Source organism: Caulobacter sp. Root1472 (genome assembly GCF_001426985.1).
Lineage (GTDB): Bacteria > Pseudomonadota > Alphaproteobacteria > Caulobacterales > Caulobacteraceae > Caulobacter > Caulobacter rhizosphaerae.
In genome coordinates, this window is record NZ_LMFX01000012.1 from 272,615 (window position 1) to 286,072 (window position 13,458).

14 protein-coding genes are annotated in these 13,458 nt (G+C 68.6%); 10 read left to right on the top strand and 4 right to left on the bottom strand.

Annotation, left to right across the window (positions count from 1 at the left end):
* Nucleotides 1-11: 11 nt before the first annotated feature.
* Nucleotides 12-365, top strand: a complete 354-nt coding sequence (locus tag ASD47_RS10165) for a hypothetical protein (protein ID WP_056755323.1) — start codon at nucleotides 12-14, stop codon at nucleotides 363-365.
* Here the strand turns inward: ASD47_RS10165 and ASD47_RS26620 are convergent.
* On the bottom strand, nucleotides 362-526 hold the full coding sequence (locus ASD47_RS26620; RefSeq protein ID WP_156402193.1) for a hypothetical protein: 165 nt from the start codon (nucleotides 524-526) through the stop codon (nucleotides 362-364). The two genes, ASD47_RS10165 and ASD47_RS26620, sit on opposite strands and share 4 nt — an antisense overlap.
* Nucleotides 527-657: 131 nt before the next feature.
* Nucleotides 658-1,698, bottom strand: coding sequence for a substrate-binding domain-containing protein (locus ASD47_RS10170; RefSeq protein ID WP_056755694.1), 1,041 nt, complete (start codon nucleotides 1,696-1,698; stop codon nucleotides 658-660).
* 222 nt (nucleotides 1,699-1,920) lie between these two features.
* Here ASD47_RS10170 and ASD47_RS26625 point away from each other — a divergent pair, with 222 nt between their 5' ends.
* The 9 genes from ASD47_RS26625 to ASD47_RS10210 all read left to right on the top strand — a co-directional run bounded on the left by ASD47_RS26625 (nucleotide 1,921) and on the right by ASD47_RS10210 (nucleotide 11,974).
* The gene (locus ASD47_RS26625) at nucleotides 1,921-2,073 is read left to right on the top strand and encodes a hypothetical protein (protein WP_156402194.1); all 153 of its coding nucleotides are present in this window, start codon (nucleotides 1,921-1,923) and stop codon (nucleotides 2,071-2,073) included.
* A gap of 239 nt (nucleotides 2,074-2,312) precedes the next feature.
* Complete coding sequence (locus ASD47_RS10175) at nucleotides 2,313-4,775, top strand: TonB-dependent siderophore receptor (RefSeq protein ID WP_056755698.1); 2,463 nt, start codon at nucleotides 2,313-2,315, stop codon at nucleotides 4,773-4,775.
* Between the two features lie 75 nt (nucleotides 4,776-4,850).
* Nucleotides 4,851-6,149, top strand: a complete 1,299-nt coding sequence (locus ASD47_RS10180; protein ID WP_056755325.1) for a CynX/NimT family MFS transporter — start codon at nucleotides 4,851-4,853, stop codon at nucleotides 6,147-6,149.
* 12 nt (nucleotides 6,150-6,161) lie between these two features.
* Nucleotides 6,162-7,226, top strand: a complete 1,065-nt coding sequence (locus ASD47_RS10185; RefSeq protein WP_056755328.1) for an LLM class flavin-dependent oxidoreductase — start codon at nucleotides 6,162-6,164, stop codon at nucleotides 7,224-7,226.
* Nucleotides 7,223-7,861, top strand: a complete 639-nt coding sequence (locus ASD47_RS10190; RefSeq protein ID WP_056755330.1) for a cysteine hydrolase family protein — start codon at nucleotides 7,223-7,225, stop codon at nucleotides 7,859-7,861. Before ASD47_RS10185 ends, ASD47_RS10190 begins: the two co-directional genes overlap by 4 nt.
* 2 nt (nucleotides 7,862-7,863) lie before the next feature.
* On the top strand, nucleotides 7,864-9,252 hold the full coding sequence (locus tag ASD47_RS10195) for a hypothetical protein (protein ID WP_056755333.1): 1,389 nt from the start codon (nucleotides 7,864-7,866) through the stop codon (nucleotides 9,250-9,252).
* A complete protein-coding gene (locus ASD47_RS10200; protein ID WP_056755335.1) occupies nucleotides 9,249-9,743 on the top strand; it encodes a flavin reductase family protein in 495 nt (164 codons plus the stop codon). Before ASD47_RS10195 ends, ASD47_RS10200 begins: the two co-directional genes overlap by 4 nt.
* Nucleotides 9,744-9,758: 15 nt before the next feature.
* On the top strand, nucleotides 9,759-10,571 hold the full coding sequence (locus ASD47_RS10205; RefSeq protein WP_056755338.1) for a TauD/TfdA family dioxygenase: 813 nt from the start codon (nucleotides 9,759-9,761) through the stop codon (nucleotides 10,569-10,571).
* Between the two features lie 215 nt (nucleotides 10,572-10,786).
* The gene (locus ASD47_RS10210) at nucleotides 10,787-11,974 is read left to right on the top strand and encodes a M23 family metallopeptidase (protein ID WP_156402195.1); all 1,188 of its coding nucleotides are present in this window, start codon (nucleotides 10,787-10,789) and stop codon (nucleotides 11,972-11,974) included.
* A 6-nt stretch (nucleotides 11,975-11,980) separates the two neighbouring features.
* On the opposite strand, the gene ASD47_RS10215 is transcribed toward ASD47_RS10210, so the two are convergent.
* Both ASD47_RS10215 and ASD47_RS10220 read right to left on the bottom strand, forming a co-directional pair.
* Nucleotides 11,981-12,466: a VOC family protein gene (locus ASD47_RS10215; protein WP_056755344.1), complete on the bottom strand. Its 486-nt coding sequence runs from the start codon at nucleotides 12,464-12,466 to the stop codon at nucleotides 11,981-11,983.
* Between the two features lie 128 nt (nucleotides 12,467-12,594).
* Entirely contained in the window at nucleotides 12,595-13,416 is an 822-nt protein-coding gene (locus tag ASD47_RS10220) for an oxidoreductase (protein ID WP_056755345.1), read from the bottom strand.
* Nucleotides 13,417-13,458 lie beyond the last annotated feature (42 nt).

Below are 13,458 nucleotides of genomic sequence, written 5' to 3' on the forward strand. Positions count from 1 at the left end.
AGGAAGCCCGGATGGCCAAGGCCGAACGTCATAGCAATCCGTTCGGATGGATACTTCTGGGAGCCCTGGTCGGGGTGATCGCCACGGCCGGCGTGCTGCTGCTGGCGTCCTCGATGAACACCGGCGCGGGCTACAGGTCGGGGCCGGCCGAGATTCGCACGGCCGCCGATGACGCCGTCGCGACCACCGCGGCCAAGCCCGCCCCCGTCGCGGCCGCGCCCAAGCCCGAAGCGCCGCCGCCCGTCGCTGTCGTCCCGGCCCCCGCCGCCGCGGTCGAACCGCCGCCCGTCGACGCCCAGATGGCCGACGACGCCGCCGCCGCCGGCATGACGTCCCGGGCCGAGCAGGAACACCCGTCGAACTAGGCCGCCTGGCTTTCGGACGGATCCTTCGCCTTGGCCAGAAGATCCCGTCCCGCGACGCGGCGCAGGGAGGCCAGGGCCTCCTCCAGCGCCTCGATGCGCTCGCCCTGTTTGAGGACCAGGCGTTCCAGGTCCTGCAGGCGCTCTTCGATCATGTCCTTCATGGCGTCCTCCGCTGGCTGGGGGTCTATCGAGCGTCATCGACCCCGTCGGGTCAAGTTTTGTGCGCTTGCACCTGAAATGCAAAAGGGCCCCGGATCGCTCCGGGGCCCTTTCTCGTCGGACGGGTGAAATCCTACGCTTTCGGCGCGGCCATCGGCGGCAGCTTGCCGGCGGCGGCTTTCATAGCCTCGTGCTGGGCCGGGGGCAGGGGGATCAGGCCACGGCCCTGGAGGTAGCCGCCCCGGCCGGTGGCGGCGTCGGACACGAACTCGGCGACGAATTCCTTCAGGCCCGGGGTCACGCCGACCTGGTCCTTCTTGACGTAGATGTAGAGCGAGCGCGACAGCGGGTACTGGCCGCTGGCGATCGTCTGGGCCGAGGGTTTCACGCCGTTGACGGCCGCGCCCTTGATGCGGTTGGCGTTTTCCTCGAGGAAGCTGTAGCCGAACACGCCCACGGCGCCGGGGGTCTTCTCGATGGTGCCGACGATGGCGTTGTCGTTCTCGCCGGCGTCGACCCAGCCGCCGTCGGTGCGCAGCGGGTCGACCTTGGCCTTGAAGCCCTTCTCGTCCTTCTCGGCCAGGGCCTTGGCGGTGGGGAACTTCTTGGCGCCGCCCTCGATGGCTAGCTCGACGAAGGCGTCGCGGGTGCCCGAGGTGGGCGGCGGGCCGTAGACCAGGATGCGGTTGGCCGGCAGGCCGGCGCCGACGTCCTTCCAGGTCTTGTACGGGTTGGCCACGAACTGGCCGCCGCGCAACACGGTCTGGCCCAGGCCCAGGTACAGGTGCTCGACCTTGAAGCTGTAGTCGGGCGAGGACTTGTCCATGGCCACGACGATGCCGTCGAAGCCGATCTTCAGCTCGACGATGTTGTTGACGCCCTTGGCCTTGCAGGCCTCGAACTCGGACTTCTTCATCGGACGCGAGGCGTTGGCGATGTCGGGGAACTTCTCGCCCATTCCGCCGCAGAACATCTTGATGCCGCCGCCGGTGCCCAGGCTCTCGATCTTGGGCGACTTCTTGCCGGTCTTCTTGGCGAAGTTCTCGGCGGTGCGGGTGGAGAAGGGGAACACGGTCGAGGAGCCGGCGGCCCAGACATAGTCGCGGGCGGCGTGGGCGTTGGACGCGCCAGCCAGCAGGCCGAGCGCCGCGGTGGCTCCGAGCAGGGTCTTCATCGGGGACATTCCTACTTTCGAGAGGGACGAGAAGGAGGGGTGAACGAAGTCTACGTCCTATGCGGCCGTCATTTGTCACAGTTTGGCGACAGATTTGCGACAGCGTCCGTCCACGGATGATCGCCCGGCGTCTCCGGGAGCGCGTGCGGGCAGGTCGCGCGGCCTGTCAACCAACCGGCAATCCTGACCCGGCATCCTCGCGGCCGAGGAGATCTCTTTCCAATGTCCGCGTTCGCCACGTTCCGCAGCCTTGCCTTCCTGTCCGTCATCACCTGCGGCCTGGTCACCGCCGCCTGGGACGGCGTCAGGCGCATGCCCTGGGTCCACGACCGGGATCGGGGCGACGTCGTCTGGGTCGACACCAGCCCGCGCTGAGCGTCGCGCCCTGGCGCGTTTGACGGCGCCTTGTGCGCGGCGGATCAAGTTTCTTGACCTTCGTCGTGCGAAACCGGGCGGCGCCTGAACAAGAACCGGGCGCTGGAGACATTTCCTTCAAAATGTCAGAGATCGATCCCGTTGCGGGACGGAGGCTGGGTGATGCTGGTCCTCAAGAGGCGTCGTCCTGGGGATAGTCACCGCGGGTGATGGGCGCGACGGCCTCGAACGAGGACGTCATGTCGAACCAACGGCTGTTGATGGCGGGATCTTCCGTCGCTGTTCTGCTCGCTCTGTCCGTCGCCGCGTCGCCCGCCTTCGCCGCCGATCCGGCGGTGGATCCGGGCGCCCCGACCGCGGTCGACGAGATCGTGGTCAAGGCGCGCGACAAGGCGGGGTTGCTGGAGACCAAGCCCAACAACACCGTGTTCGGCCTTGACAAGCCGCTGCTGGAGACCCCGCGCTCGGCCAGCTTCGTCAGCGACACCACTCTGCAGCGCTACGGCATCGAGACCATCGACGGCCTGACCGCCGTCTCGCCGGGCACCTACACCGCCAGCTTCTACGGCGTGCCCGGCGCGCTGAACATCCGCGGCACCCTGGCCGAGAACTACTTCCGCGGCTTCAAGCGCATCGAGAACCGCGGCACCTATTCCACCCCGATCGGCGCGGCCGACCAGATCCAGATCGTGCGCGGCCCGCCGACCCCGATCTACGGCTCGGGCAAGGTGGGCGGCATGCTCAACTTCATCCCAAAGTCGGGCCGGAACGAGGGCGGCTATCTCAGCGAGCCGACCGGCGAGGTCACCGCCACCTACGGCTCGTACAACCGCAAGAACGCCACCGCCCAGATCGGCCTGCCGGTGAACCTGGGGCCGGTGACCGGCGGCGTCTATGCCTATGGCGAGGTCGAGGACAGCCACAGCTTCTACAAGGGGATCTATCCGCGCCGCCAGACCGGCGAGGTCTCGGCCGACTTCGACCTGGGCAATGGCTGGACCACGGCGTTCGGCGGCATGAAGTACCACTCGGACGGCGACGTCCAGACGCCCGGCTGGAACCGCCTGACCCAGAGCCTGATCGACAACCGGACCTACACGACCGGCCGCGACACCAGCCTGGTCGACAGCGACGGCAACGGCCGAATGACCCTCAACGAGATCAGCGGCAACAGCGCCAATCCCTACTATTACGACCCGGCGTTCAAGCCGCTCTACATCCCGTACTACGGCTTCTACAACACCGACGCCGCCCACACCCTGGACACGGGCGTCGGCACGGTGAAGCTGTCGCCGCGCACGGTCTATATCAGCCCGGCCGACTTCTCGAAGACCAACACCAACACCCTCTATTTCGACCTGGCCAAGGCCCTGTCGCCCGACAGCACGATCAAGGCCCAGCTGTTCTACGACGACCAGGAGAACAAGCGCTTCGTCTCCTACGGCTATCCGGCCTGGTTCAAGAGCTCGGTCTGGGAAGCCCGCGTCACCTACGACTTCGCCAACGAATTCATGGACGGCGCGGTCAAGGCCAAGTCGTTCGTCGGCGCCTCGTACCGCGACTTCTCGGGCCGCCGGCGCGAGAGCTACAACAGCGGCGTGATCGCGCTCGACCGCCGCGACATCAGCTTCGGCGCCACGGCCACCGACATCATCGACAGCCCGTTCTCGACCGAGACCGGCCCCGGGGTGCTGGGCCTGGCGTGGGAGAACGACAACAGGTCCGACTGGAGCCAGAAGGGCCTGTTCTTCATGACCGACGTGACGGTCGGCGAGAAGCTGAACCTGATGCTGGGCGGGCGCTGGGACGACTACGACGTCACGTCGAACGACACCGGCGTGCTCAGCTACCAGGTCTCTGGCGAGCAGAAGGCGGGCAAGGACAAGTTCACCTACACCGCCAGCGCCACCTACAAGGCGCCGGGCGGGGTCATGCCCTACATCACCTACGCCAAGGCCTCGGCGCTGGAGATGAGCCAGGCCGGCGACGTCGCGCCCAGCCTCGTCGCCGACGCCAGCGACGCCTGGCTGTCAAACAGCGACCTAGCCGAGGCCGGGGTCAAGTTCCAATGGCTGAAGGGTACGCTGGTCGGCTCGCTGGCCGGCTATCGCCAGAACCGCACCCAGCTGACCGGCATCACCGGCACGCCGACCGGCACCCGGGCCAAGGGCGTGGAGCTGGAGGTGCGCTGGCTGGCCAGCGAGAACTTCAGCTTCACCTTCTCGGGCAACAGCCAACACACCACGGTGAAGGGACCGGACAACTCGTTCCAGTACATCCCGGCCTACACCGCCGGCGTCCCGGGCTCGCAGGCGTTCGGCGGCACCTACGTGGTCTGGGCGTTCAGCGGCCTGCCGGGCCGGGCGGGCGACTACGACTACACCCTGATCCCGAAATCGGTGGTCAGCCTGTACGGCGCCTACACCAGCGACGACCACGACTGGGGCAAGGTGGGCGGCGCGCTGGGCGTCACCCACGTGACCAAGACCGCGGGCACGGTCCAGAACGCCGTGACCTATCCGGCCTACGCGGTCGCCAACGCCTCGGCCTATTACGAATACGGGCCGTACACGGTGACAGCCAACATCGATAACCTGTTCGACAAGCTCTACTTCACGCCCGACGCCGACAGTTACGCCAACCTCGGCGCGCTGCCCAGCAAGGGCCGCGAGTGGCGCGTGACCCTGTCGCGCAAGTTCTAGTTCCCCCATCCCGCGCCCCCGTCTCAAGGGATGGGGCGGGGCGCGGGATCCAGCTTGGACGGAGGCCCAAGGCCCATGTCGACGACGATCCCGTGGAGGTCCTGGCTGCTGCTCGGCGCGCTGAGCCTGCTGCTGTTCCTGATCACCGCCTCGACCTTCTCGTCGCTGGGCGTGGTGCTGCCGGCGATGATCAAGGAGAACGGCTGGAGCTTCTTCCACGGCTTTCTCGGGTTCACCCTGCTGGGCGCGTTCTGCGGGGCGTCGTCGAAATTCCCCGCCATCCTGATCCGTAAGATCGGGGTGCGCGGCGCCATCCTGGCCGGTTCGGCGGTGATGGTCGCGGGCTTCGCCTGTCTGGCGCTGTCGCCGGGGCTGCTGGTCTACTGGCTGGGCACGGCGTTGCTGGGCGCGGGCTACCAGATGATGGCCCTGATCCCCGGCACCCACGTGCTGTCGATGCTGTTCAAGAAGCGCGCCCTGCCGTTCGGGATCTATTTCACCATCGGTTCGCTGGGCGGCGTCGCCGGTCCATGGATGGTGGTGACGGGCATGGCCGCGGCCCATGGCGGCTGGCGGCCCTACTGGTGGGCCCAGGCCGCCGCCTCGGTGGTGGTCGGCGCCCTGTGCGCGGCCCTGGTCGGCGGCCGCGCCTGGCTGGAAGCCGCCGCCGTGCAGACCGACAAGGCCTTGGCCGAGGACATCCAGGCCGCGCCCGCCAATACCAAGGTCTATCGCACCGCCGTCGACTGGACGGTGAAGGAAGCCGTCGCCACCCCGCAGTTCTGGGTGATCATGGCCGCCTATTTCGCCCACCTGCTGGGCGGGGTGACCGCCGTCAGCCTGGCCCCCACTCACCTGAGCGAACTTCACGTGACCTCGGCCGTGGCGATCGCGGCCATCAGCCTGGAATCCCTGATGCAGGTGGCGGCCCGGATGGGCGGCGGCCTGCTGGGCGACCGGGTCGACCCGCGCTGGCTGCTGGCCGGCGCCCAGGGGATGATGGCCGTCGGCCTGCTGGCGCTGGGCCACGCCGCCAGCTGGCCGCTGCTGATGCTGTTCGCCGTGGGCGTGGGGATCGGGTTCGGCCTGACCGTGCTGGCCGTCAGCATCCTTCTGCTCAACTACTATGGCCGCAAGAACAACCTGGAGATCTTCTCTCTGGTCTGCCTGGTGGGCGCGGTCTCGGCCCTGGGCCCGGTGGTCGGCGGCGAGATGCGCGACCGGCTGGGCAGCTTCACGCCAACCTTCCAGATGTGCGCCGCCATAATCGGCGTAATCTTCGTGGCGGCCTGTTTCATGCGGCCGCCGCGCAAAGCCATCGCACAAGAGCCGGTCGCCGAACCGGTCCCTGATATGCTTCAAGACGCCGCGTAAGGAGGAGCCGCCATGTTCCATAGTCCATCCAAGCACAAGGACTTCGGGGTCTTCCTGCCGGTCGCCAACGGCGGCTGGATCATCTCCAAGACCACCCCGGTCCTCGACGGCCTCTACCAGCAGAACCGGGCCGCGGCGGTCACCGCCGACCAGGTCGGCATGGACTTCGTGATGTCGATGGGCAAGTTCCGCGGCTTCGGCGGCGAGACCGACCACTGGGGCACGGCCCTGGAGTCGGTGACCATGATGGCCGGCATCGCCGAGGCCACCAAGAACGTGCGGATCTGGGCCACCATCCACCCGCTGCTGCAGAACCCGGCGGTGGCCGCCAAGATGATCGCCACGCTCGACCACATCAGCGGCGGCCGGGCCGGGCTGAACATCGTGGCCGGCGCCTACAAGGGCGAGTTCGACCAGATGGGGGCGTGGGACGACAGCCTGTCCCACGACGACCGCTACGCCCTGACGGAGGAATGGACGACCATCGTCAAGCGCCTGTGGGCCGAGGACAGCGTCGACTTCGCCGGCAAGTTCTTCACGATGAAGGACTGCCAGTCCAAGCCCAAGCCGTTGGCCAAGCCGCGTCCCGAGATCGTCTGCGCCGGCATGTCCGACCGCGGCTTCCAGTTCTCGGTGCGCGAGGCCGACGCCTGCTTCATCGGCGGCCGCACGCCCGACGAGCGCCGCGACGCCTCGCTGCGGGCCAAGACGACCGCCGAAGCGATGGGCAAGACCATCAAGACCTACGCCATGTGCACGGTCGTCCACGGCGACACCGACGCCAAGGCCGCGGCCATGGTCGAGCACTACAAGGACGGCGCCGACATGGGCGCGATCCTGGCCATGCTGGCCAGCTGGGGCGTGCCGGCCGAGAAGCTGGACACGGTGGCAAGGCAGCAGGGGGCCTTCATGACCCATACCGTCGTGGGTTCTCCGCCAAGCTGCGCCGCCCAGATCGAGGAATTCGTCACCTACTGCGAGCTGGACGGGCTGATGCTGATCTTCCCGGACTATGTGGAGGGCCTGACCATGTTCGGGGCCGACATCCTGCCGGGCCTGCGGGCGGTCTATTCGTGAGCGGGACTGACGACCTGGCCGCCTGGATCGCCCCGGGCCGCACGGCGGTGCTGGTGGTCGACATGCAGGTCGATTTCGCCTCGCCGGACGGGGTGCTGGGCGCGTTCATCGACATGGGCGTGGTCAAGCCCGCCCTGGCGGCCGCCGAAAAGCTGGTCGCCGACGCCCGCGCGGCCGGCGCCCCCGTGGTGTTCGTCGGCCTGTGGACCACGCCCGAGACCGACTCCGCCGCCTGGAACGAGCGCCTGCGCCGGCGCGGGGGAAACCCGGACGTCGACGCCGCCCTGTGCCGGGCCGGCCAGGCCGGATCCGAGTTCTATGGGCCCCAGCCGGCGCCGGGCGAACCGGTGGTGCGCAAGACCCGCTACAGCGCCTTCGTCGGCACCGACCTCGACCAGCGCCTGCGGGACATGGGCGTCGACACCCTGGTGGTGGCGGGCCTGACCACCGAGTGCTGCGTCGACAGCACCGTCCGCGACGCCTTCGACCTGGACTACCACGTGTTCGTCGCCGCCGACGCCTGCGCCGCCTACGAGGTCGACCTCCACGAGGCGTCGCTGAAGGTGATGGAACTGAACAGCGCGATCCTGACCGACACGGCCGCGATCGCCGACGCCTGGAAAGGAGCCGCCTGAGCATGGCCGACGGATTTCCGCCGCTGGGCGCCGCCGCGCCCCACCAGGTCACCGACGAGGACCGCGCCGCCATCGCCGCGGCGATCAGCCAGGACGAGCTGGTCGAACTGGCCCTGACCCTGGGCAACATCCCCGCGCCCTCGGGCAAGGAGCTGGAGGTCGCCACCTACGTCTACGACTGGATGGCGCGCGAGGGCTTCTCGCCGCGCAAGGTCGGGGCGACGCCGGAACGTCCGAACATCATCGGCACGCATGGCGGCAAGGGGGTGGGCAAGAACCTGCTGTTCACCGCCCACCTCGACACCGAGGCGCCGACCTGGAACCCCGATCTCGACGCCTACAAGTACGCGCCCGAGACGATAGCCAATCCCGAATGGGAAAAGTGCTGGCTGGAGGACGGCAAGCTGTACGGCTACCCGATCGCCAATGATCGCGGCCCGATGAGCTGCTTCCTGATCGCCGCCAAGGCGCTGAAGACCGCCGGCTACGAACTGGCCGGCAAGATGTACCTGACCGCCTGTCCCGGCGAGATCGGCCCCGAGCCGATCGAAGAGCACCGCGGCGTCGCCTACATGGGCAAGGACATCGGCGCCCACTACCTGTTCCACCACGGCGGCGTGGCCCCCGACTACGCCATCGCCGCCGAAGGCTGCGACTTCGGCCTGACCTGGGTGGGCTGCGGCTATGCGGTGTTCCGCTTCCAGGTGTGGGGGGAGGGGGTGTTCACCCCGCTGCTGGAGCATCCGGAGACGGCGGCCCAGCACCCCAACCCGATCTACAAGATCGGCAAGCTGACCGAGGCCATCCACGCCTGGAGCGGGGCGTACGAGAAGGCCAACCGCTACGACAGTCCCGGCGGCGTGGCCCAGCCCAAGTCGCAGATCGCCTCGATCCGCGGCGGTATCCCGTTCGCCTTCGGGGCAGGCACCGAGCTGGTGAACCTCTATCTCGAGGTGGGCCTGACGCCAAAGCAGCGGGTGGCCGACGTCCAGCACGCGCTGGAGGCCATGGTCCGCGACAACGGCCTGGGCCGCATCGACATCGAGCCGGTGGTGGTGCGCCACGGCTTCGAGGCCGACGCCCGCGAGGTGGCCCCGCTGGTCGCCGCCGTCGACGACGCCACCCGGCTGAGCCTGGGCCATCCGGTGGCCCTGGCCAACCCGGTCTATTCCAGCATGTGGCGCGACCACAACGTGTTCAACATGCACCGCATCCCAGCCATCACCACTGGCTTCAAGCGCTGGCGGCCGACCCCGCAGGACCTGGTCGACAGCGCCCTGGTCTACGCCCTGACCGCGCTGGCGGTCTGTGGCCGGGCCAGTCCCGAGGACAGCGGGAAACGCCCGGCCTCGGCCGTCTATCCCGACAACCCGTTCGGGACCGAAGGATGAGCGCCGTCGCCAGGGACATGGCCCCCGAGCCGCACGACTTCCGCAAGGCCATGGGCAGCTTCGCGGCGGGGGTGACGGTGGTCACCGTCTGTCATGACGGCCGGCTGGTGGGAACGACCGTGAGCGCCTTCAGCTCAGTGTCGATGGACCCGCCGCTGGTCATGGTCTGCCTCAAGCGCGACAGCCGCACCTTGGCGGCGCTGGGCCAGGCCAGGACGTTCTGCGTGAACATCCTGGCCAGCGACCAGGGCGACCTGGCCCATCGCTTTGCCCGAAGCGGGGCGGACGACCGCTTCGCCCTGACGGCCGTCAAGGCCGGGGTTTGCGGCGCGCCGCTGCTCTCCGGCGCCGTCGCGGCCGTCGAATGCGAGCTGCACGCCGCCCACGACGGCGGCGATCACGAGATCCTGGTCGGCCGCGTCCTGCGCGTCGTGGTCGACGAAGCCAAGGCCCCGCTCGTCTATGTGCGCGGCGGTTTCCTGACCATTTAGTTGGAGTTACGCCACATGGCCTATGACGTGCTCGATGTGAGGCCGATGACCCGCCGGATCGGCGCGGAGATCTTCGGCGTCGACCTGGGCAAGCCGCTGAGCAACCGCCAGTTCGAGGAGATCCACCGGGCCCTGACCCAACATCAGGTGATCTTTTTCCGCGACCAGCAGATGGACCACGACGCCCACAAGGACCTGGGTCGCAAGTTCGGGAACCTGGCGATCCATTCCGGCGTCCCGGGCCTGCCCGAGCACCCGGAGATCGTCGCCATCCACGCCGACGCCAACTCCAAGTTCGTGGCCGGCGAGAACTGGCACTCGGACCTGACCTGCGACCCCGAACCGCCCCTGGGCAGCATCCTCTACATGAAGGTCCTGCCCGACGACGGCGGCGACACCTGCTTCGCCAGCATGTACGCGGCCTACGAGACCCTGTCGGACCGGATGAAGGCCTATCTGGAGGGCCTGTCGGCGGTGCACGACGCCAATCCGGTCTACAAGGCGATCTTCCCGGACCTGGACCGCAAGTACAATTGCTCGACCCACCCCATCGTCCGCACCCATCCGGTCAGCGGCAGGAAGAGCCTGTTCGTCAACCCGTCCTACACGACCCATGTCGCCGGCGTATCCAAGGCCGAGAGCAACGCCATCCTCAGCTATCTCTACCAGCACGCCTCCAATCCGGACTTCCAGGTGCGCTTCCGCTGGAAGAAGAACTCGGTGGCCTTCTGGGACAACCGCTGCACCTGGCACCAGGCGATCTGGGACTATTTCCCCGACACCCGCACGGGCTACCGCGTGACGGTGGCGGGCGACCGGCCGTTCTAGGACAATAGCTTTGGGGCCGAAACCTCGTCCTTCGACAGGCTCAGGATGAGGTTTCTACTGCCGGGTCGGTAGAGGGGCCTCATCCTGAGCCTGTCGAAGGACGAGCACCACGCACGGCCTTGAAGATCGACCCGTCCAAACCCGGCCAGACGCTTGATGTTTGACAGGGACGGGCAGGGCGTTCTCAAACAGGCGGAGCGTGGGAGGCCGTCCTGGTGAAGTTGCGTCGATACCTCCCTGGCCTAGCGCTGGTCGCCTTGCTGGTTGGAGCCCAAGCCCGGGCCGCGGTCGCTCCGCCCATTCCGGCCTTCGCCCAGGCGCCGGTCGAGGTCAGGGTTCCGCAACCGCCTCGACCGACGGTCGCCACCGACGGAGCGACCCATCTGGCCTACGAGCTGCATGTCACTAACTTCTACAAGGACACCGGCACGCTGATCCTCCGGCGGGTGAGCGTCTATGCCGACGACGACGCCGCGCCGCTGACCAGCTTCATCGACGCCCAGGTCAACGACCTGCTGGCCCATCCGGCCGACGTGGCGCGGGACGGCGTTCCAGTCGAGGGCGGCGAGCGGGTGGTGCTGTTCCTGTGGCTCGACCTGCCGGCCGGCGCCAGGCCGCCCAAGGTGCTGCGCCATCAGCTGGAGTTCCGACCCCCGGCCGGCCCGGAGCAGCAGGTCGATGGCGTCCTCACCGCCGTCGACACGACACCGCCGATCGTCATCGGCCCGCCGTTGGGCACCGGGCGGTGGCTGGCCCATGAGGGCCCGGGCAATCACCTGTCCCACCATTGGGGAAGCCCGGTCGCCGCCAATGGCCGGGTGACCATTCCCCAGCGCTACGCCATCGACTTCTTCGGGCTGGACGGGGCGGGGCACGCCGTGCGCGCCGCGCTCGACAAGCTGACCGAGTCGACGAACGCCGACTGGGCGGGCTATGGCGCGCCGGTGCTGGCCGTGGCCGACGGCGTGGTGCGCGACGCCCGCGACGGCCAGCCCGACAACCGGCCGATGACCAGCCCGCCTTCCCCGGCCGAACTGACCGCCCGCTCGCTGATGGGCAATTTCGTGGTGCTGGAGATCGCGCCCAAGGTCTTCGTGTCCTACGCCCACCTCCGACCCGGCAGCCTGACGGTCAAGGCCGGCGACCGGGTCAAGCGCGGCGCGGTGATCGGGCTCCTTGGCCAGTCGGGCGCCGCCAACGCGCCCCACCTGCATTTTCAGGTCACCGACGCGCCGACCTTCGAGGAGTCCGAGGGCCTGCCGTTCGTGATCGACCGCTTCGACTATCTGGGCCGCGAGCCCGTCAGCGACGCCCTCGACCAAACGACGAAGGTCTCGTCCGGCCCGCCGTCGGCCAGGCGCGACCAGACGCCGCTGGACGGCGACGTGCTGGAGTTCCGGTGAGCCGGCCTATTCCCGCGTGAAGCTTTCGGGGATCTCCGGGCTGGCGCCGGCCTTGCCCCACAGCACGATCTCGTTGCCCCACGGGTCGCGGAAGGCGTGGTTGTAGCCGTTGAACTCGGCCCAGTAGTGGTCGCGCCACAGCAGTTCCGCGCCCAGGCTGGCGGCCGCGCCCAGGATCCGGTCGGCGCTGTCGTCGTCGCCGATCAGCACCCAGATGCGCGGCTTGCGACCGTCGGTCGACAGGCTGCGGGGCTCGACGCCGGCGGGCTCGGGATGGGGGCGGGCGTTGGCGGCCTTGAAGATCCCCAGGTGCAGGTTGCCGATCTCGCTGTCGGTTCCGTCGCTCTTCTTGAAGAAGCCGCCGGGCACCATGCGGTGGTACTCGCCCCTGGGCCGGGCGTCGTTCTCCCAGCCGAACACCTGCGCATAGAACCGGCCGGCGGCGTCGGGGTCGTCCGAGGCCAGGTCGACGAAGATCAGGGTGTTGGTCATTTGGGAATCCTTGGCGGCGTCTGTGGAGCGCCCTCGTCCTTCGACAAGCTCAGGATGAGGGCGAATGCAAAAGGCGGTTCAGTCCAAACCCTCATCCTGAGCTTGTCGAAGGACGAGGGTTTGGCGGCTCAATCGAAGCCGACGGATAGGGTGAGGCCCTTCCATGTGTCGATGTCGGCCTTCAGGCTGGCGGCGGCGTAGCCGGCGTAGGTGAGGGCGTCTTGGCCCAGGAGCAGGTGCATCGGCGGGGCCTCGGCATCGGCGATCTGGAGGACAGCCTGGGCCGCCTTGGCCGGGTCGCCGGGCTCGTGGCCGGCGTGGTCGGCCATGATCCGCTCGGCGTCGCGGGCCAGGCCGTCATAGTCGGCGATCTTGCCGGCCACTACGGCCTTGGAGCCGCCGGCGAAGGCGGTGCGCAGGCCGCCGGGCGCGACATTGGTGACCTTGATCCCCAGCTCGGCGACCTCGGCGGCCAGGGTCTGGGTCAGGCCTTCCAGCGCCCATTTGCTGGCGCAGTAGACGCCGGTGCCGGCCCAGACCGCCAGGCCCGAGACCGAGGTGATGTTGATGATCCGCCCGGCGCGGCGGGCGCGCATGGCCGGCAGCACCGCCTTCAGCATGGTCAGCGGGCCGATGACGTTGGTCTCGAACTGGGCGCGGACCTCGTCGAGCGAGGCCTCCTCCACCGCCCCGACCAGGCCGTAGCCGGCGTTGTTGACCAGGATGTCGATCCGCCCCGCCGCCGCCTCGGCCTGGGCGACGCCCGCGCGCACGGCCGCCTCGTCGGTGACGTCCAGCACCAGGGCGCGGCCGCCCAGCCGCTCAAACGCTTCGGCGGCCTCGGCCTTGCGCACCGTGCCGAACACGAGGTCGCCGCGCGCGATGGCCGCCAGGGCGATCTCGCGCCCGAGCCCGCCGGAGACGCCGGTGATCAGCCAGGTCTGGGTCATTTTCTCTTCCGGTCGGTCAGCGGGACGCCCTTGTCCTTCGAC

Coding starts and splice junctions, on each gene's coding strand:
- ASD47_RS10215 (WP_056755344.1), bottom strand. CDS start 12,466: ATGACCAACACCCTGATCTTCGTCGACCTGGCCTCGGACGACCCCGAC.
- ASD47_RS10180 (WP_056755325.1), top strand. CDS start 4,851: ATGTCGACGACGATCCCGTGGAGGTCCTGGCTGCTGCTCGGCGCGCTG.
- ASD47_RS10185 (WP_056755328.1), top strand. CDS start 6,162: ATGTTCCATAGTCCATCCAAGCACAAGGACTTCGGGGTCTTCCTGCCG.
- ASD47_RS26625 (WP_156402194.1), top strand. CDS start 1,921: ATGTCCGCGTTCGCCACGTTCCGCAGCCTTGCCTTCCTGTCCGTCATC.
- ASD47_RS10165 (WP_056755323.1), top strand. CDS start 12: ATGGCCAAGGCCGAACGTCATAGCAATCCGTTCGGATGGATACTTCTG.
- ASD47_RS26620 (WP_156402193.1), bottom strand. CDS start 526: ATGAAGGACATGATCGAAGAGCGCCTGCAGGACCTGGAACGCCTGGTC.
- ASD47_RS10175 (WP_056755698.1), top strand. CDS start 2,313: ATGTCGAACCAACGGCTGTTGATGGCGGGATCTTCCGTCGCTGTTCTG.
- ASD47_RS10170 (WP_056755694.1), bottom strand. CDS start 1,698: ATGAAGACCCTGCTCGGAGCCACCGCGGCGCTCGGCCTGCTGGCTGGC.
- ASD47_RS10200 (WP_056755335.1), top strand. CDS start 9,249: ATGAGCGCCGTCGCCAGGGACATGGCCCCCGAGCCGCACGACTTCCGC.
- ASD47_RS10205 (WP_056755338.1), top strand. CDS start 9,759: ATGGCCTATGACGTGCTCGATGTGAGGCCGATGACCCGCCGGATCGGC.
- ASD47_RS10220 (WP_056755345.1), bottom strand. CDS start 13,416: ATGACCCAGACCTGGCTGATCACCGGCGTCTCCGGCGGGCTCGGGCGC.
- ASD47_RS10195 (WP_056755333.1), top strand. CDS start 7,864: ATGGCCGACGGATTTCCGCCGCTGGGCGCCGCCGCGCCCCACCAGGTC.